Source organism: Sphingomonas sp. 320_CC (assembly GCF_059691795.1).
Genome location: NZ_JCAWAE010000003.1, coordinates 1 through 22,271 on the forward strand (window position 1 = coordinate 1; position 22,271 = coordinate 22,271).

At 63.2% G+C, this 22,271-nt stretch carries 21 protein-coding genes, 1 tRNA gene and 1 pseudogene; 13 read left to right on the top strand and 10 right to left on the bottom strand.

The features are described from left to right. The 3 genes and pseudogenes from AC59GX_RS11500 to AC59GX_RS11510 all read left to right on the top strand — a co-directional run. Positions 1-77 (top strand) — tRNA-Met (locus AC59GX_RS11500). 488 nt (positions 78-565) lie between these two features. Then, the gene (locus tag AC59GX_RS11505; RefSeq protein WP_497301738.1) at positions 566-697 is read left to right on the top strand and encodes a hypothetical protein; all 132 of its coding nucleotides are present in this window, start codon (positions 566-568) and stop codon (positions 695-697) included. Continuing rightward, positions 697-921, top strand: a pseudogene (locus tag AC59GX_RS11510) (NAD-dependent epimerase/dehydratase family protein); the annotation flags it as partial. The gene AC59GX_RS11505 and the pseudogene AC59GX_RS11510, both read left to right, overlap by 1 nt. 57 nt (positions 922-978) lie before the next feature. Here AC59GX_RS11510 and AC59GX_RS11515 read toward each other — a convergent pair. Together AC59GX_RS11515 and AC59GX_RS11520 are read right to left on the bottom strand one after the other, a co-directional pair. Next, positions 979-1,809, bottom strand: coding sequence for a 23S rRNA (adenine(2030)-N(6))-methyltransferase RlmJ (locus AC59GX_RS11515; RefSeq protein WP_426281835.1), 831 nt, complete (start codon positions 1,807-1,809; stop codon positions 979-981). Positions 1,810-3,180: 1,371 nt separating this feature from the next. Continuing rightward, positions 3,181-3,498 carry a hypothetical protein gene (locus AC59GX_RS11520; protein ID WP_497301740.1) on the bottom strand — a complete coding sequence of 106 codons (318 nt, stop codon included), beginning with the start codon at positions 3,496-3,498 and terminating at the stop codon, positions 3,181-3,183. A gap of 236 nt (positions 3,499-3,734) precedes the next feature. On the opposite strand from AC59GX_RS11520, the gene AC59GX_RS11525 reads away from it, so the two are divergent. The 3 genes from AC59GX_RS11525 to AC59GX_RS11535 all read left to right on the top strand — a co-directional run bounded on the left by AC59GX_RS11525 (position 3,735) and on the right by AC59GX_RS11535 (position 5,899). Continuing rightward, positions 3,735-4,034 (top strand): hypothetical protein, encoded by a 300-nt coding sequence (locus tag AC59GX_RS11525; protein WP_426281832.1) that lies wholly within the window; start codon positions 3,735-3,737, stop codon positions 4,032-4,034. 160 nt (positions 4,035-4,194) lie between these two features. After that, positions 4,195-5,172, top strand: a complete 978-nt coding sequence (locus AC59GX_RS11530; protein ID WP_426281831.1) for an SDR family oxidoreductase — start codon at positions 4,195-4,197, stop codon at positions 5,170-5,172. Between the two features lie 100 nt (positions 5,173-5,272). Further along, positions 5,273-5,899: a class I SAM-dependent methyltransferase gene (locus AC59GX_RS11535; RefSeq protein ID WP_497301741.1), complete on the top strand. Its 627-nt coding sequence runs from the start codon at positions 5,273-5,275 to the stop codon at positions 5,897-5,899. Positions 5,900-5,998: 99 nt separating this feature from the next. Here AC59GX_RS11535 and AC59GX_RS11540 read toward each other — a convergent pair whose 3' ends face one another. The 4 genes from AC59GX_RS11540 to AC59GX_RS11555 all read right to left on the bottom strand — a co-directional run bounded on the left by AC59GX_RS11540 (position 5,999) and on the right by AC59GX_RS11555 (position 10,855). Beyond that, positions 5,999-6,364: a DUF4440 domain-containing protein gene (locus AC59GX_RS11540; RefSeq protein WP_426281828.1), complete on the bottom strand. Its 366-nt coding sequence runs from the start codon at positions 6,362-6,364 to the stop codon at positions 5,999-6,001. Between the two features lie 230 nt (positions 6,365-6,594). Next, entirely contained in the window at positions 6,595-7,968 is a 1,374-nt protein-coding gene (locus tag AC59GX_RS11545; RefSeq protein WP_497301743.1) for a PepSY-associated TM helix domain-containing protein, read from the bottom strand. Positions 7,969-7,991: 23 nt separating this feature from the next. Next, positions 7,992-10,364, bottom strand: a complete 2,373-nt coding sequence (locus tag AC59GX_RS11550) for a TonB-dependent receptor (RefSeq protein WP_497301745.1) — start codon at positions 10,362-10,364, stop codon at positions 7,992-7,994. Between the two features lie 80 nt (positions 10,365-10,444). After that, the gene (locus AC59GX_RS11555) at positions 10,445-10,855 is read right to left on the bottom strand and encodes a DUF2946 family protein (protein ID WP_426281825.1); all 411 of its coding nucleotides are present in this window, start codon (positions 10,853-10,855) and stop codon (positions 10,445-10,447) included. Positions 10,856-11,154: 299 nt separating this feature from the next. Between AC59GX_RS11555 and AC59GX_RS11560 the strand changes: the two genes are divergently transcribed. Further along, positions 11,155-11,271, top strand: a complete 117-nt coding sequence (locus AC59GX_RS11560; RefSeq protein WP_426281824.1) for an AraC family transcriptional regulator — start codon at positions 11,155-11,157, stop codon at positions 11,269-11,271. A gap of 928 nt (positions 11,272-12,199) precedes the next feature. On the opposite strand, the gene AC59GX_RS11565 is transcribed toward AC59GX_RS11560, so the two are convergent. The 4 genes from AC59GX_RS11565 to AC59GX_RS11580 all read right to left on the bottom strand — a co-directional run bounded on the left by AC59GX_RS11565 (position 12,200) and on the right by AC59GX_RS11580 (position 16,998). After that, positions 12,200-14,227 (bottom strand): 3-hydroxyacyl-CoA dehydrogenase NAD-binding domain-containing protein, encoded by a 2,028-nt coding sequence (locus AC59GX_RS11565; RefSeq protein WP_426281822.1) that lies wholly within the window; start codon positions 14,225-14,227, stop codon positions 12,200-12,202. 81 nt (positions 14,228-14,308) lie between these two features. Beyond that, positions 14,309-15,475, bottom strand: a complete 1,167-nt coding sequence (locus AC59GX_RS11570) for an acyl-CoA dehydrogenase family protein (RefSeq protein WP_497301747.1) — start codon at positions 15,473-15,475, stop codon at positions 14,309-14,311. Continuing rightward, positions 15,472-16,233 (bottom strand): SDR family NAD(P)-dependent oxidoreductase, encoded by a 762-nt coding sequence (locus AC59GX_RS11575; protein ID WP_426281818.1) that lies wholly within the window; start codon positions 16,231-16,233, stop codon positions 15,472-15,474. Before AC59GX_RS11575 ends, AC59GX_RS11570 begins: the two co-directional genes overlap by 4 nt. 9 nt (positions 16,234-16,242) lie before the next feature. Continuing rightward, on the bottom strand, positions 16,243-16,998 hold the full coding sequence (locus tag AC59GX_RS11580) for an SDR family NAD(P)-dependent oxidoreductase (RefSeq protein WP_426281870.1): 756 nt from the start codon (positions 16,996-16,998) through the stop codon (positions 16,243-16,245). Positions 16,999-17,171: 173 nt separating this feature from the next. Here AC59GX_RS11580 and AC59GX_RS11585 point away from each other — a divergent pair, with 173 nt between their 5' ends. The 6 genes from AC59GX_RS11585 to AC59GX_RS11610 all read left to right on the top strand — a co-directional run bounded on the left by AC59GX_RS11585 (position 17,172) and on the right by AC59GX_RS11610 (position 22,268). Further along, positions 17,172-17,882, top strand: coding sequence for a carboxymuconolactone decarboxylase family protein (locus AC59GX_RS11585; RefSeq protein WP_426281817.1), 711 nt, complete (start codon positions 17,172-17,174; stop codon positions 17,880-17,882). 85 nt (positions 17,883-17,967) lie between these two features. Continuing rightward, positions 17,968-18,582 carry a TetR/AcrR family transcriptional regulator gene (locus AC59GX_RS11590; RefSeq protein ID WP_426281816.1) on the top strand — a complete coding sequence of 205 codons (615 nt, stop codon included), beginning with the start codon at positions 17,968-17,970 and terminating at the stop codon, positions 18,580-18,582. Between the two features lie 100 nt (positions 18,583-18,682). After that, complete coding sequence (locus AC59GX_RS11595) at positions 18,683-19,456, top strand: helix-turn-helix transcriptional regulator (protein ID WP_426281814.1); 774 nt, start codon at positions 18,683-18,685, stop codon at positions 19,454-19,456. Between the two features lie 63 nt (positions 19,457-19,519). Beyond that, positions 19,520-19,948, top strand: a complete 429-nt coding sequence (locus AC59GX_RS11600; RefSeq protein ID WP_426281812.1) for a Zn-ribbon domain-containing OB-fold protein — start codon at positions 19,520-19,522, stop codon at positions 19,946-19,948. Then, complete coding sequence (locus tag AC59GX_RS11605; protein ID WP_426281810.1) at positions 19,945-21,093, top strand: thiolase family protein; 1,149 nt, start codon at positions 19,945-19,947, stop codon at positions 21,091-21,093. Before AC59GX_RS11600 ends, AC59GX_RS11605 begins: the two co-directional genes overlap by 4 nt. Next, positions 21,093-22,268: an acyl-CoA dehydrogenase family protein gene (locus AC59GX_RS11610; protein WP_426281868.1), complete on the top strand. Its 1,176-nt coding sequence runs from the start codon at positions 21,093-21,095 to the stop codon at positions 22,266-22,268. Before AC59GX_RS11605 ends, AC59GX_RS11610 begins: the two co-directional genes overlap by 1 nt. Positions 22,269-22,271 lie beyond the last annotated feature (3 nt).

A 22,271-nucleotide genomic window follows, 5' to 3' on the forward strand; every position in this document is an offset into this window, starting at 1 on the left:
CGCGGGGTGGAGCAGCCCGGTAGCTCGTCAGGCTCATAACCTGAAGGTCACAGGTTCAAATCCTGTCCCCGCAACCAACTCTATAGAGCAATACCTCTTCGGTCAGACCGGCGGAGGCTTTTTGCGTTTCTGGTTCAGCACATAGCGACACCATCGAAACAAGCTCGCCGCGTAGGTCGATCGCCAAGGCCGGGATCGAGCCGTCGGTCGGCACGGTCGGCAACACCCTGCCTACCGAAGCCGAACGCCAATATTATAGTGTCGCACACAACATGGATATGGCGGCGTGACCCACAAAACCAATGCCTTTGCCAGACCCGGCGGCTGTTCAAGCCGCGATTTCGCGTATACTGACTCAAGGCCGTTCATGTCAGACTACGCGTCTACAAGCGGCCGCGGCTTTCGAGGACAGCAAAAACTACTTTAGTTACTGTTCATAGCGTCTTCGCCAATCGATATTTTTCTAGAGAAAGCAGACCTACCAGCACTCTTAGGAAACGCGGAGCGCAGGCCGCGATAGCCAGCCAACATTGAGCGGATCTCGCAAGATATCACTTGGACCGGCTTGGCTGGGTTCCCCGAGATCAGCGTGCAGGAGATGTGCCAGGAAATGGTCGCGGCCGACCTTTACACGGCCAAGCGTCATGCCCTTCTCAAGACCCATGGCTACGATCTTCCCGTTTCGGTCGAAGGTTGATGGACAGCACCCCACGCATCTACGTGGCGGGCCATCGCGGTATGGTCGGTGGAGCGATCTCGCGTAAACTGCGCGAGCGCGGCGTCGAGGTGATCACGCGCACGCACGCCGAACTTAACCTGACAGACCAGGCGGCGGTGCGTGCTTTCTTCGCAAGCGAGAAGCCTGACGGCGTGGTGCTAGCGGCTGCCAAGGTGGGCGGCATTCACGCCAACAACACCTACCCCGCCGAAGTCTGTGGTGTGGTGATACCCCCTTTGAAAAGGGGTGGGGCTTTACCGTTAATCGCGCAACCACTCGGTTGTGATCTCGCCCCCATGCCCCTCCGGCGCCAATACAGTGCGCAGGGTTTCCAGCAAAGGCGGCAGCGCCTGCACGAAAGCGTAGGGCGGGTTGACGATATAAAGGCCTGCGCCGTTATAGATGCCGGGCTGATCGCCATCGTACAACCAATGCTCCACCCCCAGCAATTTCGGGATACCGAGCTTTCGTAACTCTTCCTTCCACTGCCAATGCGTGGCGCGGTCTTTCAGCGGATACCAGATCACCGTGACGCCATGCGACCATTTGCGAGAGGCAGCCGCAAGGGTGGCTGTGATACGGGCGCGTTCATCGGTCTGCTCGTACGGCGGGTCGACCACCACCACGCCCCGCGCGGTTCGGGGCGGCAGCATCGCCAGCCAAAGCTCGTAGGCGTCGCGCTCATGCACGGCAGCGGGTGTGTCGCGCATCACGCCGCGCAGGGTATAGGCGTCCTCGGGATGCTTTTCGTTCAGGATCAGGAAGTCCTGCGGCCGCAGAAGCTGCGCCAATATCCGCGGCGATCCGGGGTACAGATGCGGCTCGGCCTCGACATTCACCGCCTGTACGGCGGCGCGGTAGTCGTCCAGCAAGGGGTTCGGGTTGGCAAAGGCCCGCAGCACGCCCTGCATGGCCTCGCCGGTGCGCTGGGCATCCTCGCCGCCTAGGTCATACAGACCGCAGCCGGCATGAGTGTCGATCAGGGTCAGCGCGCCCTCTTTTTGTTGCAAGGCCCGGACGAGCGCGATCAATAGGCTGTGCTTCACCACATCGGCGCTGTTGCCGGCATGGAAGGAATGACGATAATTCATTGCGGCCCAAAATCCTGACGATTTACCTTTACGCGTGTTGCTAGGTGCGGTTGCCGAGCGCGAGGCGACCAAAGTAGCTGATCCGGTGCTAGTATAAAGCCGCGCGAAAACCTTCAACGCACTTTTGCGCAGGGCTTCACGCCCGCGTTAGCGAAAGGGCAGGGGGCTTAGGGATCACTGTCGGCTAATCCACTGAGCCGCATCGCGCTCTGCGGGTGGTGAGCACGATCACCAAGGGGCCCGTCTTCCGCCGTGGCGGGGGCGCTAGAGGTCGGCTGCGCGAATCATTTCCTCCGATGCCTTATGACGCGATTGCAGGGTACGCGCGCTATTGGCAAGAGACGTTCAAGGGGAGGATGCCCGACCCCGCGCACACCGCCTACACCATTGAGACGGCTTCGATTAGCCGACAGTACGTCAACGGGATCTATCGTCGGGTGGTGCTAAGTTTTTGGTCAGGGGCTGGCAAAGATACCGATCACCAAAGTCATAAGGCGGTAGGGGCACTTTTGAGTCACTCGTTGCGCGTAGGGCTTATTCCGGACTTGTTGCGCCGGTGAGGATGACGTGGAATTGTCCAACCACTCCGTTGATCGTCGCCGTCGATGGCATTGCTCTACGGGCGGAAGCTTGACAGGCGCGGCAATGTCGCGGTGCGCTTGTTGTCGAAGATCAGGGTCTGACGACTGCTTTGTCAGTCAACCTTATGGCACAGACAGCGGTCCGGGCAGCTGCCGGGGAAACCATCTCAGGAGGGCATCGGACAGAGCTGCGGCAACAGCCGAGGGTTCGCCTGTTCGCGTCCCGCTTGCGCGTACTGTGGTCGCCTGTCCCGTCCAGACAACGTGATTGTCGCGGCGCAGCGACACGGTCACCTCGAGACGGGTGACGATCAGGCCATGCAACTGATCCTTCCCCGAGGGCAAAGTCAACGACAGTCCTGCGAGCCCGGCTGCCATGCCCGGTCAACCTGATCGGTCGTTGCCGGACCGGACGACGCCGCGCTGTGTCTGCGATACCTCGACCTTGGCGACGTAAAGGCTGTGGTTTGCGTCGGGGAGGGGCAGGAAAGCTGTTCGAAGGAGGGTTCGCTGCACGGCGTCCGTGAACGTTTTCGTGATAGCGGGAGACGTGGTCGGACGATAAGCAGCCACGATCGATATCGTGCCTGGCTTCACCACGGATGCAGCAACCGGCGATTGCACTAGCGCTGCGGCCGCGGCAAAAATAAGAACGTACATCTGATAGGCGCCGATCAATTACAGGGGACGAGGAGCGCTAACGGTATCGTGCCGGCCCTCCGCGGTAAAAGTGGTGGTCGATCTTGATCGAATAACGATCGTGATCGCGCTTTTCCGTTCCGACAGCCTTCTAGTCGAGCTTCTCGACGTGTCGATCGGCCCATTCCTTGCCTTCATCGCCTCCCCAGAGAAGCCAGGCGATGTAGCCCGCGGACGGATCAGTGTCCGATCCCCACTCGTGCGTTTTGCCGTCCTTATCGACCTCGTGACGAGCGAAGTAGCTGTGCATCGACTTCACATCCTCGGCGGTCACATCGTTCTGCGCTGCCAGTTGCTCGGCGCGACGAACCCCGACGTCCGTACCGGCTGGTGCGAAATCGTCGCGTAACTTTAGCCCCTTCTTCGCATTGGCGGCGATCTTCGCAGTTGGTTTGAACGTATCGGGCATCATGCTCTCCCTGTGTCGATGTTCAAACGCGTAGATTTTGGAACATATCCATGAGGGCGGAGCGGCGGAATTTGCCTCTTGTCCTCCCGAGTGATGCTGGACGAATTGGCCGTCGGGGGGCGGGCCGAGACGGTATTCTCGGGGCTCCCGTGCTCTAGCAACGAGCATTTGATTCGTTGAATTGATGGGAAACTAGCTCCGCTTGAAAGGTTTTAGAGCGAGCAAAGGAGATCGACATGGCGACCGAACAGCCGAACATTGTACCTGACGACGTGAAGCCGGAGCCGAACGACGCGGAGAGCGCCGCGACCGTTTTAGACGACTCGCAGATGACCAAAACGCCGGGCGGCGGGGGGCTAGGCGGTGCCGATGCCGCGGATGGCTTGAGCGGATCGGGAAAGCTTAGCGGTGGTGCAACGCCGAACAGCCCTATCGACGTCCCGGTTCCGTACGGCGGTAGTGGAAACCCAACCCGCGAGGCGCAGGTCAGATCGTTGAACGATGGCCCCAAGGAACCGCATACAAATCCGAACTGATCATCCCTGCAGCGATCTCGAGGAACGTCGTGCTGTCTCGGGTGGACACCTCGGCGCCTCCGGGACGTTGAGTGTCTATGCATGATGACAGGACAGTTCGTCTAACGCGCCGGCGTTGTCTTCCCTTAGGTGTAAGGGCAGTCGCCTTGAGCATAGTCCTATGAGAGCTGATCGTAACCTGGCCGGGCGGCGTGTCGTGATAACCGGTGCATCAAGCGGTATCGGCGCGGCAACGGCGGTGGCTTTTGCCAAAGCGGGAGCGCGGCTTGTCCTGGGGTCTCGTGGCAAGGACGGGCTGGACGACGTCGCGCAGCGTTGCGTCGAAGCTGGCGGCAGCGCGATCGTCCGTACAGTTGACTGCACTGACGCAGGCGCAGTGGCCGTGTTCGCTGCCGAGGCGCGCGATCTGCTCGGCGGCATTGACCTGTGGTTTAGCTGCGAAGGCGTTGGAGTGCTTGGCCGGTACGAAGACGTCCCGATTGCGGATCATGCCCGCGTCGTCGACGTGAACCTCGTCGCCCACATGAACGACGTCCATGCAGTACTGCCGATCTTCCTAGCGCAGGATCACGGCACCTGGGTAAACATGATTTCGGCGGGCGGTTTTATCGCCACGCCGTATGCTGCGGCTTATTCGGCGAGTAAGTTCGGGTTACGCGGGTTCAGTTCGGCTTTGCGCGGTGAGGTGTCGAAGCGTCCGCATATCCACATATGCGACGTCTGCCCGACCTTCGTCGATACGCCCGGCGTGGACCATGCTGGTAACTATACCGGCGCCCGGCTTTCGCTTCCCCCCGGTTCGCTCGCACCGGAGACGGTGGCGAAGGCAGTCGTGCGGCTTGCCACGCACCCTCGTAACCTTACCGCCGTCGGCGCACCGGCAATCGCATTCAAACTTGGCGAGTTCGCGGCGCCGAACCTGCTGGCGGCGATCATGAGTGGCTTCCTCGACTCCTGGTCGGCCCGCGCGGCCGACGGCAACGACAACGATGGGGTGTTGTTCGAACCTGGCGTCCCCGCCGGTCCAGATGGTGGCCGGCGCGATCCACACCGGGGGCGCAAGGTGGCAGCCGCGGCAGGCGGTATGGCGGTTCTCGTTCTTGCGGGGGTCGGTGTCTGGCTCGGCCGTCGCCGGTGATCAAGGACGACCGCTATCTCGCGGTGCGCTCGGGCATACGGCTACGAACGGACACTGTGGTCGCAAATATTGGCCGATTTAATCGGCAGGGGCTTACCGCATGACCGAAGCGATCGAATTGGGACTGCTGGCGCGGGCCTTCGACCGTCAGGATGATGGCGACGACCTTGGCTTCTACGCACCCCCGCGTTTAGTCACGCACATTGACGAGGCAGCTGTCGGCGCACTGACCAGCCTGTACCGCGATTCGATCCCCGCTGGCGGGCGGGTGCTCGACCTCATGTCGAGCTGGGTCAGCCACCTGCCGGACGACGTCGCCTATGCCGAGGTCGTAGGCCACGGCATGAACGCAGAGGAACTCGCGGCCAACCCGCGCCTCGATCGCTGGTTCGTCCAGAACCTGAACGATGTGCCTGACCTGTCCGAAGGGGACGCGCGCTACGATGCCGTACTGATCTGTGTCGGCGTTCAATATCTGCAACACCCCCTGGCGGTACTGCGCGAGGTTCGTCGTGTGCTGAAGCCGGGAGGCCGCGTTATCATAAGCTTCTCGAACCGGTGCTTCCCGACCAAGGCCGTGGCGGTCTGGCGCGCTCTCGATACACAGGGCCACACCTCGCTCGTCCGCCTCTATCTCGAGACGGCGGGTTTTCGCGGAGTCACGGCATCCTTACTCGCCGACGGTCGCCTGGGCGATCCATTGGTCGCGATAACCGGTCGTAGTTGAGGCTGTTGGGATTACATCAGCAATAGGGGCGCTGCCTTCCCGATTTAGTACCGTTGCGCCTGTTACAGATATGTATTGGGCGCAACGGCAAGCCCGCGGTCAGGCCTCGACGCTGGCGGTCAAGGGTGGCGTCTGCTGATGTTGGATGACTAGCCAATCGTCGTGTCCCCGCATCCGCAAAGTCGAGGTGCAATGTGCCTCGTACGTCTCGTCGCCGCTCGCGCAGCGCGCGGTGTACGCAACGACGATGAGGCCCTCTTGAGGGCGTGACACTCGTCGATCCGATAGCTCGACCGTATCCCAATCGGGCGTAGCCTTGACCGCATCCTTCGCTTCCTGCCCCTGGAAGACATAAGGCGGCCGGGGCAAGACCATGACGATCTCCTCGTCGATCCGGTCCTGGTAACGCTCGTCGCTGGCAACCCATAGGCTGCCTTCGAATTCCCACACGCGCTGGTCGTCCATGCCGTCTCTCCTTCACGGCTAAAGCGCGGGAGGATGGGGGAGGGTTCCGACGTCTCGGCGCCATCGCGCCGATATCCGTCGGCGTGTCAGGCTAAAACGCCTGTGATGTATGGGCTGCCCTGCGTTGGAACATGACACTGTCAGATACGGTCGAGGCACAGGGGCGAACGGCTCGTCAGGTGGATAGTGACCGGCGCCGTGCAATCACACCTACTGTTCCCGCATCCCCTTCAGGAAGAAGCGGCTCTTCCCAGCCCCAGCCAGCGTCGCGTTACGGGAATGCGGCGCAGGACAACCCGTTCGACTACGAGGACGATCACGAGTGTCGTGCCGAACAGCGGCATGTAGATCCCAAGCCCGACGATCGCCGCCACCAACCCGATCCGAAAGCGCGGACGGTTCTGCGGCAATGGTGCGCCCAGCAAACCCGTCGGTCGCCTCCGCCACCACATGATCCCGCCCGATACGGCGAGGACGGTTAGCAGCAGCGCGGTTAGCGTGCCAAGGATCTGATTGGCGATGCCGAACAGTGCGCCCTCGTGCGCCGCGATGCCGTAGCCAATGACCCGGTCGATCCAGTGGCGGTCGGCGAACGCGACGCGGCCGACAAGGCGGCCTGTCGCACCATCGACCTGCGCGTCCGATCGCAGTGGTCGATCGGCTGCGTCCGATGACACCGCCCACGGCCCGCCTTCATGCGCGGGGGGAGACAGCAGCACAGGCGGTGCAATCCGCAACGGCCGGACCGTAGCGATCACGCGCCCAAGCTCATCGGGCCGGATCGGCGGAGCAGCCATGACCATGCCGTCATGCCCGGCGTGAGCCCCAAGCATCGCGTCCGCTTGCGGCTTTGGCGCCTTGCCGCCGATCGTCCAGTCGACGGGACCCTGCGTCGTGCCCGTGAGCGTGCGGACCTCCCCTAGATAGCTGCCCCAGGCATTTGCCCACGGAAGGCCAGTGAGGATCAGCCCGAGCGCGAACACCGAAACCCAGATGCCGGCAGTCGCGTGGATATCACGCCAGAACACGCGTCGTCCGCCCCCCAGGCGAGGGTAGAGGACACCCGCGAGGCCCTTCCTGTTGCGCGGCCACCATAGATAAAGCCCGGTCAGGAGCATGACGATCGCCCAGCACGCGGCGATCTCGACGAGGTAGCTGCCCCACACCCCCGCGAGCAATTCGCCGTGAAGGCGCGATACAACGTTGAGCGGCCGGTCTTCCTCGCCGATGACCTTCAGCACCGCAAGCGAGTGCGGATCGACATAGACGCGGTGATCAACGCCATCAGCGGAGACGATCACACGCACGGCGTTTCCCGGATGCTCCGGGAGTACGTATTTATGCAGCGACGATCCTGGCACCGCAGTCAGTGCCACCCGCACCTGCGCGTCGGGTGAGACGGTCCGCCCGGCAACGGGGAGATCGTCGTAGGGCCGGTCCAGCAATGCGTCCAGCTGCGGTCGCCAAAGATAGATCGTGCCCGTCAGTGACAACCAGATAATGAATGGGATGCAGAACAGGCCTGCATAGAAGTGCCAACGCCATACCGCGTTGTACCACCGCGCGCCGGATGCCCGATGGCCGGCGGGTGGGTTCGTGTTCATCGCTGAAGCGTCCATGCCCGCCATCATAATGCCTGGGTCAGACGTATCCCGACCGTCCGCGGAGGTCCGACGAGATAGGAAAAGTAGCTGGTCGCAGTGGTGTTGCCGGGCGACGTCGTGAACTCCTGACCGAAGACCGGCACGGCGTCGAACAGGTTGGTGACGAACAGGTCGACCCCCAAGCCGCCATGCGTCGTCACCCCCGCGGAGGCATCGACCAGCGTATAGGCCGGACGCGGCAGCACCTCGCCTTCGCCGAACCCGCTGTTGGATCCGCCGACGTGGCGCGCCGCGGCGAACAGCGTGCCGGTCAGCCCTTCTGTGAGCGCGGTCTCGTACTCGCCGCGCACATTCCACAGCCAGCGGGGCACATCGAGCACACGCGAGCCTGCCGGCAGAAGCAGGTTGGGTACGTCGTTGCGGTAGGTCGCGTCGGTGAACGATCCGCCCGCGTGAAGATCGAGCCCCCGGACCGGCGACACGGAAACCTCGAGCTCGCCGCCACGGCTACGAACCCGGCCGGCGTTGACGGTGAAGGAGATGGTCGTCGCGTTGTTGATCCCGCACGCCGTCTGGAACGCCTGCTGATAGTCCTTCCAGTCGATCGCATAGGCAGCACCGTTGATCCGCACGCGACCGCCCCACAGGCTGGTCTTGGCGCCGATCTCGTAATTGTCGGTTCGATCGCTGTTGTAGGGCGGCGGTACATCGGGAATGCCTGCCGCGCGACGTTCCGGGGCCGAACAGATATCATCGGTCACGGGCGCATTGACGCCCCCCGTCCGGAAGCCCTGCGAGTAGCTGGCGTAGAGCGTTGCGGCCCGGCTTGGCTCATAGCTCAGGGTGAAGCGCGGTGTGACGCCGTTCTCGCGATTGCGCTCGTCATAATCGTAGGCGAGATCGCCGCCCGCGACGCCACCGATCCCGTAGCGTCGGCTCGCTTCGCGCTGGCGATAGGCAAACACCCGGGCGCCAGCGGCGACCTTCACCTTCGGCACTAAGGCATAGGTCAGCTCGCCGAACGCCGCGATCTCGCTCTCACGGAAGCGCACCGTCGTGTCCTGGATGACGGCCGGGCTGCTGGCGCCAAGGGGGAGCGGCGCGGTGACGCCGAACAGGTCGGCGACGGTGATCGTACGGCCGGAGTCTTGATGAAGGTCGCGGTAGAGCGCGCCGAAGACATATTGCAGCCGCCCCGAGCCATCGGACACCGCACGTACCTCCTGCGTGAATTGTTTCGTGCGGCTGAAATCCACGAGCGGCGTTGGGAACAGCCTGCCGCCTGGACCCGGTCCGACGATGTCCTCGACGATCGGGGAATCGAACGCGGTGACGTCGAACGATAGCCGGTTGCGCCGGTCGAGCCACGACGAGTTGGACGACACAGTGAAGCCACCGAGCGCATCGAACCGGTTCTCCATCAACAGCGATCCGATGATGAACCGATCCTTGGCATACGTGTCGGCATACCGCGCCTTCAGTCGCGCGCGCTTGCCAAAGGTCACGTCACTATGGGGACGGTCGGCATTGCTGTAGGCGTCCTGCCAGACCAGCGACGGGGTGATCGTCATGGTCGGTGTTGCATTCCAGCGCAGAGCGGCGCGAACCGTGCCGGTGCGCGTCCAGTTGACGTCCTTGCGGACCGCCGACGTTCCCGCATTCTCGGTCAGGTCGCCGGTGGTGGGTCGGAGATCGTCGATCCAGCCGCCCTGCCGGGCAAAACCGCCCGATATGCGCAGCGCGAGTGTATCGGCGACGATCGGGAAATTGAGCATCGCCTTGGCGTCCCAGCTCGTGCCGCCATCGGTGATGGTCGAAACGCTCGCCTGACCCAGTGCGGCGATCTTGGTCGGGTCGGGCTGGTTGGTCACGATGCGGACCAGACCGCCCATCGATGACGATCCGAACAACACGCCTTGCGGTCCGCGCAGCACTTCGACCCGAGCGACATCGAACAGCTGCAGGTCGGGTTGTGAAAAGCCGCGAAGTGCGCGGGTCTGAAGCGGGGTCTCGTCGAAGTAGACGCCTGTGGTCGGCGACTGGACGAACCCCACCCCGCCGATCCCGCGTATGATGTACTGCGAGTTGCCAGGACCGGTGGCCGCGAAGGCCAAGCCGGGCACGGAGTCCGCGACGCGGGAGAAGTCTTGCACGTTAAGGCGACGAAGCAGGTCGGCGGACAGGATGGTGACGCTTGCCGGCACGTCCTGCAGCGCTTGCGGGCGTTTCAGCGCCGTGACGATGATGTCGCCGGTTTGCGCTGCGTGGAGGCCCTGCGCATTGGTGACTGTTAGGTCGGACTTCGTGATGCGTGCCGCGTCATCCTGAGCGGACGCTGGTACGGCGAGCAGGAGGCAGGGCAGGCACGCCCCTGCCAGCAAGTGAGTTCGGATCATGGATAGGCCTTTGACCGGCCCTCGCGATAGCGCGCGGTCCGTGGACGTGGTTGCTCTCGAAGGAGCAGACGATCAGTCGGTCAAAGGGCGGCCGGTGGACCGCGAAGCGGAGGCCGTAGGTAGCCGCGGCGGACCGTCGCCGGTTGGACGGCTGGTGACAGTCCGATCGCCATGACGAAGGCGATCAGGGCGACGAGCTGAACGGGATCGATCGCACCGAGCGTTGCGGCTGACAGGCCCGCAAACGCGCACGGCATTTCAGCCTTGCCGTGATCCTGCGACTTGCCGTGATCGGGCATGTCGCCGTGCATCCCCGACATGGCCATCGTCGTGGCGTTGGGGGCAACGCCGGAACATAGCTCGATCGTAATCCGGCCGTGCTCGCTGCTGATCATGTACCCGGTCGGTACGAGCAGCTTCAGTAACAACGCTGCCGCGCAGAAAAGCACGGTAAAATAGCGTTGCGCTAAGAGGCGACGGGTCGCGAGCATCGAAGGCAGTTAGCGCAGCTAGCCGGTGGTGTCTTGGTTGACCTTCCAGAGCGGGCGTACGCCTGTACGGGGTCATTCCCGTTGAGCGTTTCTGCCACCGTGGTTGGCAATGCCAGCATGGCGAAAGGTTCGGTTAACAGCTCCAATGCCGCCGCGCAGTAACAGCTGCTACTTCCAATGCGCCTGATTAAGCGATGATCTCGCGGTCATCGCTGCTCTCTGACGCGCTACTCGACAGCAGGCCCATCCCAAGGGCGAGTGACATAAAGCTCTAGCACCGATTAGAGTGAGCTGTAGCGATGCTAGGAAAAGGTGTCGCGTCGCTCGCCAACGTCGCGCAATCGGCAGGCTTTGTCGATCAGTCCCATCTGACCAGAACCTTCCAGTCTCGTCTCGACATAACTCCTGCCTATTAGGGTAAATCTCGATATGTTGAGCTGATACAAGACGCGAACGCTGCCATGTGGCAGGTACTGGCTGTATCCCTTCAGGAAACCGGCCTATGAAATCAACCAAAACTGCTGTCATCGCGCCCAGCGCCGTCGCGTTGTCCGCTGCTGCCTCTGCGCCGCGTATCCCCTTGCTCTCGAAACGGTCCTCGCGGCGTTCGATCACGATGAACACCTCGATCTGCGGGCGTAGATTTGCTTCACAATGGCAGAGCAGTCGCGGAGCGCTATTATGGTGAGTCGACAAACACCGTTCATGACATCCGGCCGGCGGGAAAGAGCGTAAAATACACTGCTCGTCGGCATAGCGATCGGCAATGTTATTATTCGGGATGTCCTAACGATGCGATCGGGGGCTGGCCGCGTTCGTTGAGGATCCACCATCACTGGGTAACGAAGACAACCTCGATGCGGCGACTCATCCACTGCATTCCCGCCTTAGATCCCCGCGCTAATCGGCCTGGCTTACGGTATCGCCACAATTCGATCTCTGCCTACACTGCCGATGTCGTCTTCGCCGAGGCAACCGGGCAATTTATGGCTGATTTCGCGCGGACGTCACTGTTCCTGCCGTCGCGTATTTGTCGCTGGAAGTGGGTGGCTGATGCTGGCGTCACCAAGGGTCAAGGCCATCGATCTTTGAAAACACGTGATCTGGCAAACTGTTGCGAGGCGGAGGAGTGTATCGAGGTCGCCGCCTTGTCAGCGTAAAGGTGGATACGCGCCGCACTCCTTCCGAAAGTCGGCATTGCCGATAGCAACCCTTACGCCGACGGCTATGACCATTTCTGGTATTGAGAGATTTAGCAGGTCAGTAGAGTATGGATCCCCGCTTCATTCCTGCCACCGTTCGGGCGGTCGTAAACTCGATTGGATTTGGAGACCGGAAACGCCGTCATAGCGAACCGGCCTTGAGCGATTTCGCAACGGTGAACCCGTATTTCTCGAGTCCCGCGACGACCTTCGGCAACCCCTCGGACTGTGCCCAGAACATCGGCCCGCCGCGGTACACCGGCCAGCCATAGCCGTAGATCCACACCACATCGACGTCCGACGCGCGCTGCGCCTTGCCCTCTTCGAGGATCAGCGCGCCCTCGTTGACCATGGTGTAGAGCGTCCGCACGACGATCTCCTCGTCGCTGATCTCGCGCGGCGTCACGCCCGACTTCTTGCGGAAATCGTCGATGATCTCGGTGACGCGCGGCGAGTTCGACGGCGTCCGCTTCTCGTCGTAATCGTAGAAGCCCGCCTTGGTCTTCTGGCCCCAGCGGTTCTCTGCCGCCAGCGCATCGCGGATGTTCTCGATCCGGCTCGGATCGCGGTGCCAGCCGATGTCGACGCCCGCGAGATCGCTCATCTGGAACGGACCCATCGGCATACCGAACGCGACATGGACCTTGTCGATCTGCTCCGGGCTCGCGCCTTCCAGCAGAAGCTTGGTCGCCTCGACCTGCCGCGGCATCAGCATCCGGTTACCGATGAACCCGTAGGTGACGCCGGCGACGACAGCGACCTTCTTGATCTTCTTGGCCAGCGCCATGACGGTCGCCAGCACGTCGTCCGCGGTCTTGTCGCCGCGCACCACTTCGAGCAATTTCATCACGTTGGCCGGCGAGAAGAAGTGCATCCCGACCACGTCCTCGGGCCGCTTGGTGCACGCCGCGATCGCATCGATGTCGAGATACGACGTGTTCGAGGCCAGGATCGCGCCCGGCTTGGCGATCGCGTCGAGCTTGGTGAAGATCTCCTTCTTCACCTCCATCGTCTCGTACACCGCCTCGATGATCAGGTCGCATTCCGCCAGATCGGCAAAGTCGAGCGTTGGCTTCAGCGCACCCATTGCCTGCTCGACCTGCTCGGGCTTCATCCGGCCCTTCGCGGCGGTCGCCTCGTAGTTTTTCCGCACGACGCCGGTGCCACGGTCGAGCGCGTCCTGCTGCATCTCGACGATCGTCACGGGGATGCCCGCGGACAGGAAGTTCATTGAAATGCCGCCGCCCATCGTGCCCGCGCCGATCACGCCGACGCGCTTGATCTCGCGAAGCTTGGTGTCGGCCGGTACGTCGTCGATCTTGGCGGCCTGGCGTTCGGCGAAGAAGATGTGGCGCTGTGCGGCGGATTGCACGCCCATCATGAGCTTCATGAATTCCTGGCGTTCGAACGCGATGCCCTCTTCGAAGCTCGAACCGTCGGCGGCCTTCTCGACGCAGGCGATGTTCGCAGCAGGCGCGTCGAAGTTACGGAAACGCCGCGCATTCTCCTTCTTGAACGCGGCGACCGCATCGGGATCGGCCTGCGCGGTCTTCTCGGACGCGCGGGGCAGGGGACGCTTCGTGGCGATCTCGCGCGCGAAGGCAACGGCGTCGGCTTCGAGCGAGTCCTCGCCGACGATCTTGTCGATCAGGCCGGCATCGAGCGCCTTCTTTGCCGAGATCGGATCGCCCTTCGCGGTCATCTCCAGCGCGAGCTTCACGCCGGCGATCCGCGGAATGCGTTGCGTGCCGCCAGCGCCGGGGAGCAGGCCGAGCTTCACTTCGGGCGTGCCGATCTTCGCCGACGGGACGGCGACGCGGTAGTGGCAGCCCAGCGTGACCTCGCAGCCGCCGCCGAGCGCGGTGCCGTGGATCGCCGCGACGACGGGCTTCGACGACGCCTCAATCATGTCGACGACGGTGGGCAGGCCGGGCTCGACCATCTCCTTGCCGAACTCGGTGATGTCGGCGCCCGCGAAGAACGTGCGGCCGTCGCAGCGGATCACCATCGCGGTGATGCTGTCGTCGTTCACGCCGTCCTTGATCGCCGCTTCGAGGCCCTGGCGGACCGCGGCGCCGAGCGCGTTGACGGGGGGATTGTTCGAGATGATGACGAGCACGTCGTCATGGCGTTCGGTGCGGATCGGGCCAGTATTCGTCGACGGGGTCATACTATCTCCGGAATTCATGTCGTCCGATGCGGTGTCGGCAGGATCAAAAGGGGCGTCCAACGCGCTCGAACGACAGGCCTGTCATGGATGAACCGGACTTTGGGCGTCGCGCCAGTCGCGCTTGATCTTCTTGGCGAGGCTCCACTTGTGAACCTCGGTGGGACCGTCGTAGATCCGAAAGGCGCGCACCTCGCGAAACACTTGCGCGACGATCGTGTCGTCGGTCACCCCGGTGCCGCCCATGACCTGCACGCAGCGATCGGCGATCCGCATCAACGCCTCGCTGACCGCAACCTTTGCCATCGAGCTTTCCACGGTACCAAGCGCGCCCGTATCGAGCACGTCGGCGCACCAATCGATCATCAGTTCGGCCTGTCTCAGATCGATCAGATTCTCGGCAAGCATGAAGCCGACCCCTTCGTGATCAACCAGCGGCTTGCCGAACGCGTGGCGGCGGCAGGCATAGTCGGTCGCGATCTCGTTCGCGCGGTCGCAGGCACCCAGCCACCGCATGCAATGGGTAAGCCGCGCGGGCGCCAGCCGAACTTGCGCGAGCTTGAAGCCATCGCCCGGATTGCCGAGCATCTGGTCGGCCGGAATGCGCAGGTTGGTGATAGCGACGACCGAATGACCGCCCGGCATGGAACTGTCGATCGTATCGAGCACGCGTTCGATCGTGATCGCAGGATCGGGCAGGTCGACCAGGAACATCGTCGCGCCTTCGTCGGCTTTCGCCATCACGATGCCGACCTTGGCACCATCGGCGCCTGTAATGAACGCCTTGCGACCATTGACGACCCAGTGGTTTCCGTCGCGAGCGGCGGTCGTGAGCATCATCGAAGGATCCGAGCCAGCGCCACCATCGGCTGCTGGCTCCGTCATGAAGAAGGCGGATCGCGCCGTGCCGTCCACCAACGGCGAGAGGAAGCGCGCCTTTTGCTCGGTGCTGGCGACCTTGCCGAGCAGATACATGTTGCCCTCGTCGGGTGCCATGACGTTGACCGCCAATGGCCCGAGTGGCGACAACCCGGCAGCGCGCAGCACCTTCGCCGTATCTCTGTGCGACAGGTGGCTGCCGTCGGAAAGAATATGCGGGGTCAGGACTCCGGCCGCGCGCGCCAGATCGCGCAACTCCTGGACGAGTTCGTCCGAAGGACCGTGCGCGCTACGCCGGGGATCGTGTTCGTACGGCACCATCTGGTCGCGAACGAAGCCTGCCACGGCTGCGGCAATGCTGGCACCGCTCATCGGGGTGCCATCCGGATCGCACCGTCCAGGCGGATCACGTCGCCGTTGAGCATGGGATTGGTTAGGATCGCTTCGACCAACGCGGCATATTCGTCTGGTTTCCCAAGCCTGCTAGGGTGTGGCACCTGCGTTCCCAGCGAATCCTGCGCCGCTTGTGGCAGGCCCATGAGCATTGGCGTCAGGAAGATCCCGGGGGCGATCGTCATCACCCGGATGCGATGCTGCGCAAGGTCGCGAGCGATGGGGAGCGTCATGCCGACGACGCCGCCTTTCGAGGCGGCATAGGCTGCCTGGCCTACCTGCCCGTCATAGGCGGCCACTGAGGCGGTGTTGACGATCACGCCGCGTTCCTCTCCGATCGGCTCGGCCGCGACCAGTCTCGCCGAGAAGCGGGCAATCATCGCGAAGGTGCCTATCAGGTTAATCTCGACGGCGCGGCGGAAGGCATCGAGCGGATGCGGAACGTTTTCCTTGCCGACGGTCTTGATCGCGGGCGCTACGCCGGCACAATTGACCAATATCCGGGCGACGCCGTGGGCCTGTTCCGCCTCGGCGAGTGCAGCTTCGATGGCGGCGTCGTCCGTTACGTCGACGATCGCGGCGCGCCCGCCGATTGCTGTGGCGTGAGCCTCTGCGGCCGCACGATCCCGATCTACGATCGTCACCCTGGCCCCTCTGGCCGCGAGCATCGCAGCGGTGGCCCCGCCCAGTCCGGATGCGCCACCCGTGACGATGGCGGCTATGTCGTTGATCTTCAAGACTGTCTCCTATTGTGCGGTGGATCCACCATCGACGACCAGTTCGGCGCCCGTCATGTAGCGCGATCCGTCTCCGGCCAAGAAGACAATGGCATCGGCAATCTCGTCCGGGGAGGCCTTGCGCCCGAGCGGCGTGTCCGCCAGCAGCGCGCGCTGTCCTTCCTCCGACGCGTGCGCTCCCGCCGTCAGGGGCGTGGCGACGTGTCCGGGGTGGATGGAGTTGACGCGTACCCCGTTGCCCAAGGCCGCGCACTCGAGAGCAGTGGCCTTGGTAAACATGCGAACGCCGCCTTTTGCCGCGCAGTAAGCGCCGGTGTTGGCGGCACCCGCGATGCCGCGGATCGACGACATATTGACGATCGCACCGCCCGTCGGCGACTTCGCGAGCAGGGGCAGAAGATATTTGGTGCTGAGAAAGATACTGTCGAGGTTGACGGCCATGACCATCCGCCAGTGATCGAGCGTCGTATCGGCGATCGAGCGGAAGGTCCCGAAGCCGGCGTTGTTCACCAAGATGTCGAGATGCCCGATATCATCGGCAATGGTCCGCGCCACGTCGATCCAGCCGCTTTCGTCGATGACGTCGAGTGTGACGGTGCGGTGCGCACCTGCCGGCAGGTCTTCCAGCGCGCCGGGCAAGGCGTCTGCTGTCCGATCGACGAGAATAACGGTCGCACCGTGTTCGGCCATGCGACGGGCGGTAGCGCGCCCGATCCCCGACGCTGCACCGGTGACCAGGGCGAGGCGGTTGTCCAATGCTTTCATCACGTCGATTGCCGGTCGTTCGTCATAGCCTGACATCCTTCTCGATTATCGTCACGACGGATAATCGACCGTACGGTCGGTCGTCAACTGTTGTCAGCGTCCGGATGGTCGTTAAGAAGGGCGGCACACAGGCCGAACCAAGGCTCATCGGCTTCTGCTTGAAGGAGAAAGACGTGACTCGCGACGCCCCCCAAGCCAATCCGCTGCTTTCAAGCGGGCGACTGCGCTCCAACGCTCCGAAGACCGTCGCGGGTTATGCGCGGTTTCGTAAGGTGGTCGAGGAGGACGGTGCGCTGCCGGCTTCGCTCAAGCGTCTGTTTGTCGCCGCGGCCGCCTGTACGAAAGGCTATGAGGCGATGGCGCGACGAGAGTTGGCGCAGGCCGCGACCGCTGGGCTGACGAGCGAGCATGCCGCCGCGGCGATGACGATCCTGTCGAGTTCGCGAGGCGAGGGGGCGGCGCTGCGTTTCGCCGAAGTGCTGAGTGTGACTTATCCCGACGATGCCGTGATCGAGGCCGACGAGCAGCCGGTTGAGGTCGCCCCAGGAGAGGCGGAAGGCAACTTCATCAAATATTTTGGTACGGTGCCGCCATCGCTTCGACTGTTGCTCGATCTCGTGCCTACCGGCGCCGACGCCTATTATCTCATGCGTGAGGGGACGCTGTCGGGGACCGCATTGGAGCCGACTCATGCGGAGCTCCTGCTCGTGACCGTGCTCGCCGCGGACTATAGTAATTGGGCCTCCGTTCACATCGATGGCGCACGAAAAGCAGGCGCGACCGAGGCCCAGATCGCCGAAGCCATCCTCTGCGCGGTCCCGGTCGCCGGGTTGTCGGCATGGGTGATCGGCGCAACCGCGATGGAAGCGCCAAAGAGCGGATAACAGTCCAAGACTGCGCGGATGCATGGACGCACGCGCTCGAACGGCATACGAACGATAACTGCTAGACAACAGGATACGACACCGCATGCCGGCAAAGACGACCAAGGTTCGCACGGAAGCGCATGATGAGAAGCGTATTGCGATCATCGAGCATTGCGCCGGCCTGTTCGACAAAGTCGGGTATCACAATACGTCGATGCAGATGCTCGCGGACGAGGTCGGCATGGGAAAGCCGACGCTATACCATTACTTCCCGAGCAAGATTTCCATTCTGTACGCTATCCACGACACGCATATCCAGGCCTTGCTTGCCGGGCTTTCGGTGGAGGAGGGCTCTGATCCGGTGCCGTCGCTGCGCGCGGCGTGCGTCGGCATCCTGACCCAGATCGCCAACCATCCGGGCTATGTTCGTGCCTTCATGGACAATTACGGTGATCTGGAAGGGGAAATGCGCGATGCTATCCGCCAGGCAAGGCGCGATTATTTTGCCCGCGTGAAGGGCTTGATCGAGGCGGGCATAGCGAGCGGTGAATTCCGCAGCGTCGATCCGACCATTACGACCTACGGCTTCCTGGGCATGTGCAACTGGGCGTATAAATGGTACCCGCCGCTGGCCCCGACGCAGACGCCGGAGCAAGTCGCGGATGCGCTATGCCAACCCTTCTTCGACGGGCTCAAGACCAACCCATCGCAGGGGTAACGCGCCGGCGGCGATCCTGTTAGACCCCGTCCATGTACGACCGATCGCGACCTGATCCTCACCGTGTTTATGCTTGGACGGTGAGTCCCTCCACGCTGCCATGCTGATCGACGACGATATCCTCGACGCGGTACGGATACAGACGTCCGCAGACATACGTCCGGCTGCCGAGGCGCTGCGCGATGCGGTGAGCGAGCGCACCGGGCTACTCGTCAACATCACGCACAATATCGCCACCTCGACGCCGATGAAGGATGTGGACGGCCGCGTACTCGCCGGCGATGTCTTCACGCCAGGCGAGGCTGGGGCGTTATGGTGGGAAGTACCCCTGCTCGGACTGACGTCGCCTTTGCCCAAGGCGTGTCGGCTGGAGGGGGAACCGTTCTGGTGCAACAGAAGCGGCATTTATTCGCGGTCGCGTAATCGCGCGCTCGAAGCGCTCGATCTCTCCGATTTCGAGGCACGGGCGTTCACGCGCGCGGCGATCGTAGCGCCGGTGCATCTCCCGTTCGGTCAGATCGGTGCTGCGAGTTTCGTCCATCATGATCATGACGTGGAGGACCTGAGCGCGATCTTCGGCGCGCATGACGAGGCACTGGCGCTGCTCGCGCGAATCTTCATCACCAGCTACGCCAAGGCAACAGAACAGCCACGCGAGCAGCTGGCGGGGGTGGCGCTGACGAAGCGGGAGGTAGAGTGCCTGCGGTGGGCGGGGGCAGGCAAGACCAACGACGATATCGCGACCATCCTTGGCCTGAAGCGCACCACCATCCGCTTTCATATCCGCTCCGCCGCGCAGAAGCTCGATGCCGTCAATCGCGACCAGGCGCTGTTCAAGGCGGCGCAGCTCGGATTTCTCGGCAAGGTGCGCTGACACAAAGGTCAGCGGCGTATCATTGGCGATGCCGCTAGTCTCTCGAACCAAGGAGAGAGAGATATGCTGGATGCACCGCTGGAAGATGCGCCCCTGATCGACGATCGCTTGCTTGTCCGCGATGGACAGGGCGACGTCGCCTTGTTGGCGGGCCGCAATCGCATGACGGGCGCGATCGCCTTTCCGCTACCCGATGACGAGGACCGTTTTGAAACGGTAACTTTGCCCCGCGAAGGCCGTTTGTGGTCGTGGACGGTGCAGCGCTTCCGTCCCAAGTCGCCGCCCTATGCGGGGCCCGAAGCGTTCGAACCCTATGCGGTCGGCTATGTGGCTCTGGGTGAGGCACTGATCGTCGAGGGTCGGCTGACCGGCGCACCGATCGACCGGTTCGCGATCGACATGCCGATGACGCTGGTGGCGCAGGCCTTTACGCGAATGGATGGAGAGGTTCGTACGACCTTCGCTTTCGCGCCAGCGGTGTTGGCGGCATGAGCGACGTCTTCATCATCGGTGCTGGCATTCACCCGTTTGGCCGTACGCCGGGCCGCAGCGGCTTGCAGCAGGGGGCGTTCGCGGTGCGCGCGGCACTCGCCGATGCGGGTCTTGCCTGGCCCGACGTGCAGTTCGCCTATGGCGGATCGGACGCCGCGGGCAAAGCCGACACCATGGTCTCCGATCTGGGACTGACCGGCTTGCAGTTCATCAACGTGTCGAACGGTTGCGCGACCGGTGGCTCGGCGATGTTCGGCGCCTATACGACGATCAAGTCGGGCGAGTTCGACCTGGGTATTGCCGTCGGCTTCGACAAGCATCCGCGCGGTGCCTTCGATCCGAAGCCTGCCGAATGGGGCCTGCCCGAATGGTATGGTGAAACCGGCCTGATGCTGACCACGCAGTTCTTCGCGATGAAGATCCAACGGTACATGGCGGCTTACGGCATTACTCCATCGACCCTCGCGGCAGTCGCGGAGAAGGCGTTCGCAAATGGGGCGCTGACCGAGCATGCATGGCGGCGCGAACCGGTCGATGCGGACACGATTTTGCACTCGACCATGGTGAGCGATCCACTGACCAAGTTCATGTTCTGCTCGCCCGGCGAAGGCGCGGTCGCGCTGATTTTCGCCAGTGGCAAGCGCGCGCGCGAACTGGGATTGCCGATGGTGCGGCTTCGTGCGGCAGCGGTCCGTAGCCGCCCGCCGGGGTCGTTCGAGGTCTTTTCGCCGGCGCTGGAAATCGATCGTGGGCCATCGCCCACCGAGATCGCCTCGCGCGCTGCATATGAGATGGCAGGGGTTGGTCCTGCCGATATCGGCGTCGCGCAATTGCAGGATACCGAAAGCGGGGCAGAGATCATGCACATGGCCGAGAACGGTTTCTGTGCCGATGGCGAGCAGGAACGGTGGCTGGCCGAGGGACGCACGCGGATTGGCGGTGCGCTGCCGGTGAACACCGATGGCGGATGCCTCGCGTGCGGGGAGCCGGTCGGCGCCTCGGGGCTGCGGCAGGTGTACGAGAATTACCGCCAGCTGACCGGCCAGGCTGGCGCGCGGCAGGTGCCGGGCAGCCCCCGGTTGGGCTATAGTCACGTCTATGGCGCCCCCGGCGTCTCGGGCGTCGCGATCGTGGAGCGCGCGTGATGGATCTTTCGCTATCCCCAGAACAGCAGGCTTTCCGTACGGAGGTGCGGTCGTTCCTGCAGGACGCGCTGACGCCGGCGATGCGGCGGGGCGCAACCCTGACATCGGGCGTGTTCGCCGAACCCGACGTGTATCTTGCATGGCAGGCGGCGTTGAACGCCAAGGGCTGGCTTGTCTATTTCTGGCCTCAAGCGGCCGGTGGACCCGGATGGGATGCCGTGCGCCGCTGGATATTCGAGACCGAATGCACGGCCGCGGGCGCACCGATCCTGCCCGGTATGGGACTGAAGCTGGTCGGGCCTGTCCTGTATACCTATGGCAGCGATGAACAGCAGGAGCGGTTTCTGCCCGCATTGCGCAGCGGCGAGCACATCTGGGCACAGGGGTTTTCGGAACCGGGGTCAGGCTCGGACCTCGCCTCGCTCCGCACGCGCGCGGTGCGCGAAGGCGACGAGTATATCGTTTCTGGGCAGAAAATCTGGACGACGCAGGCGCAATTCGCGAACTGGATGTTCGCGCTGGTACGCACCGACGCCACCGTCAAGGCGCAGCGCGGCATCTCGTTCCTGCTGATCGACATGGCATCGCCCGGTGTTACCGTGCGACCTATCCTGAGTGCATCGGGAGACCATGAACTGAACGAGGTCTTTCTCGAAGACGTCCGTGTCCCCGTTGCAAACTTGGTCGGCGAGGAAGGGCAGGGGTGGACGATCGCCAAGTTCCTGCTCGAGAACGAGCGCGGTGGTACCGGCTATGCGCCGCAATTGCTGGCCGATCTCGATCGTCTGACGCGCGCCACGACGTTGAGGGGCGAACTGGCGGATCGCGCCGTCCGGCTGCGGCTGGAGGCCGAAGCGCTCGAGATGACCGAGTTGCGCACGTTGCTGGAGATCGAGCAGGGCAATCCACCGCATGCGCGTAGCCTCGCGGTGAAACTCATCGCCTCTGAAATCCGCCAGGGGATCGAGGGCCTTGCGATCGACGCGTTCGGCATGGCGAGCTTGCAGCTCCCCGCCGAACGCCCGTTCCACGCCTACGACGCGCCCGCACTGGTCGGCCCGCCCGAGGCAGGCTTGGCCGCCGCACGCTATCTCAACGCGCGGGCGTGGTCGATCTTCGGCGGCACCAGCGAAATCCAGCTCACCATCATTGCCAAGGCCGCCGTCGGCCTCTGACCA

Coding starts and splice junctions, on each gene's coding strand:
- AC59GX_RS11560 (WP_426281824.1), top strand. CDS start 11,155: ATGCTAGGAAAAGGTGTCGCGTCGCTCGCCAACGTCGCGCAATCGGCA.
- AC59GX_RS11580 (WP_426281870.1), bottom strand. CDS start 16,998: ATGAAAGCATTGGACAACCGCCTCGCCCTGGTCACCGGTGCAGCGTCG.
- AC59GX_RS11605 (WP_426281810.1), top strand. CDS start 19,945: ATGAGCGACGTCTTCATCATCGGTGCTGGCATTCACCCGTTTGGCCGT.
- AC59GX_RS11530 (WP_426281831.1), top strand. CDS start 4,195: ATGAGAGCTGATCGTAACCTGGCCGGGCGGCGTGTCGTGATAACCGGT.
- AC59GX_RS11570 (WP_497301747.1), bottom strand. CDS start 15,475: ATGAGCGGTGCCAGCATTGCCGCAGCCGTGGCAGGCTTCGTTCGCGAC.
- AC59GX_RS11525 (WP_426281832.1), top strand. CDS start 3,735: ATGGCGACCGAACAGCCGAACATTGTACCTGACGACGTGAAGCCGGAG.
- AC59GX_RS11555 (WP_426281825.1), bottom strand. CDS start 10,855: ATGCTCGCGACCCGTCGCCTCTTAGCGCAACGCTATTTTACCGTGCTT.
- AC59GX_RS11590 (WP_426281816.1), top strand. CDS start 17,968: ATGCCGGCAAAGACGACCAAGGTTCGCACGGAAGCGCATGATGAGAAG.
- AC59GX_RS11565 (WP_426281822.1), bottom strand. CDS start 14,227: ATGACCCCGTCGACGAATACTGGCCCGATCCGCACCGAACGCCATGAC.
- AC59GX_RS11540 (WP_426281828.1), bottom strand. CDS start 6,364: ATGGACGACCAGCGCGTGTGGGAATTCGAAGGCAGCCTATGGGTTGCC.
- AC59GX_RS11610 (WP_426281868.1), top strand. CDS start 21,093: ATGGATCTTTCGCTATCCCCAGAACAGCAGGCTTTCCGTACGGAGGTG.
- AC59GX_RS11545 (WP_497301743.1), bottom strand. CDS start 7,968: ATGAACACGAACCCACCCGCCGGCCATCGGGCATCCGGCGCGCGGTGG.
- AC59GX_RS11600 (WP_426281812.1), top strand. CDS start 19,520: ATGCTGGATGCACCGCTGGAAGATGCGCCCCTGATCGACGATCGCTTG.
- AC59GX_RS11550 (WP_497301745.1), bottom strand. CDS start 10,364: ATGATCCGAACTCACTTGCTGGCAGGGGCGTGCCTGCCCTGCCTCCTG.
- AC59GX_RS11515 (WP_426281835.1), bottom strand. CDS start 1,809: ATGAATTATCGTCATTCCTTCCATGCCGGCAACAGCGCCGATGTGGTG.
- AC59GX_RS11595 (WP_426281814.1), top strand. CDS start 18,683: ATGCTGATCGACGACGATATCCTCGACGCGGTACGGATACAGACGTCC.
- AC59GX_RS11520 (WP_497301740.1), bottom strand. CDS start 3,498: ATGCCCGATACGTTCAAACCAACTGCGAAGATCGCCGCCAATGCGAAG.
- AC59GX_RS11535 (WP_497301741.1), top strand. CDS start 5,273: ATGACCGAAGCGATCGAATTGGGACTGCTGGCGCGGGCCTTCGACCGT.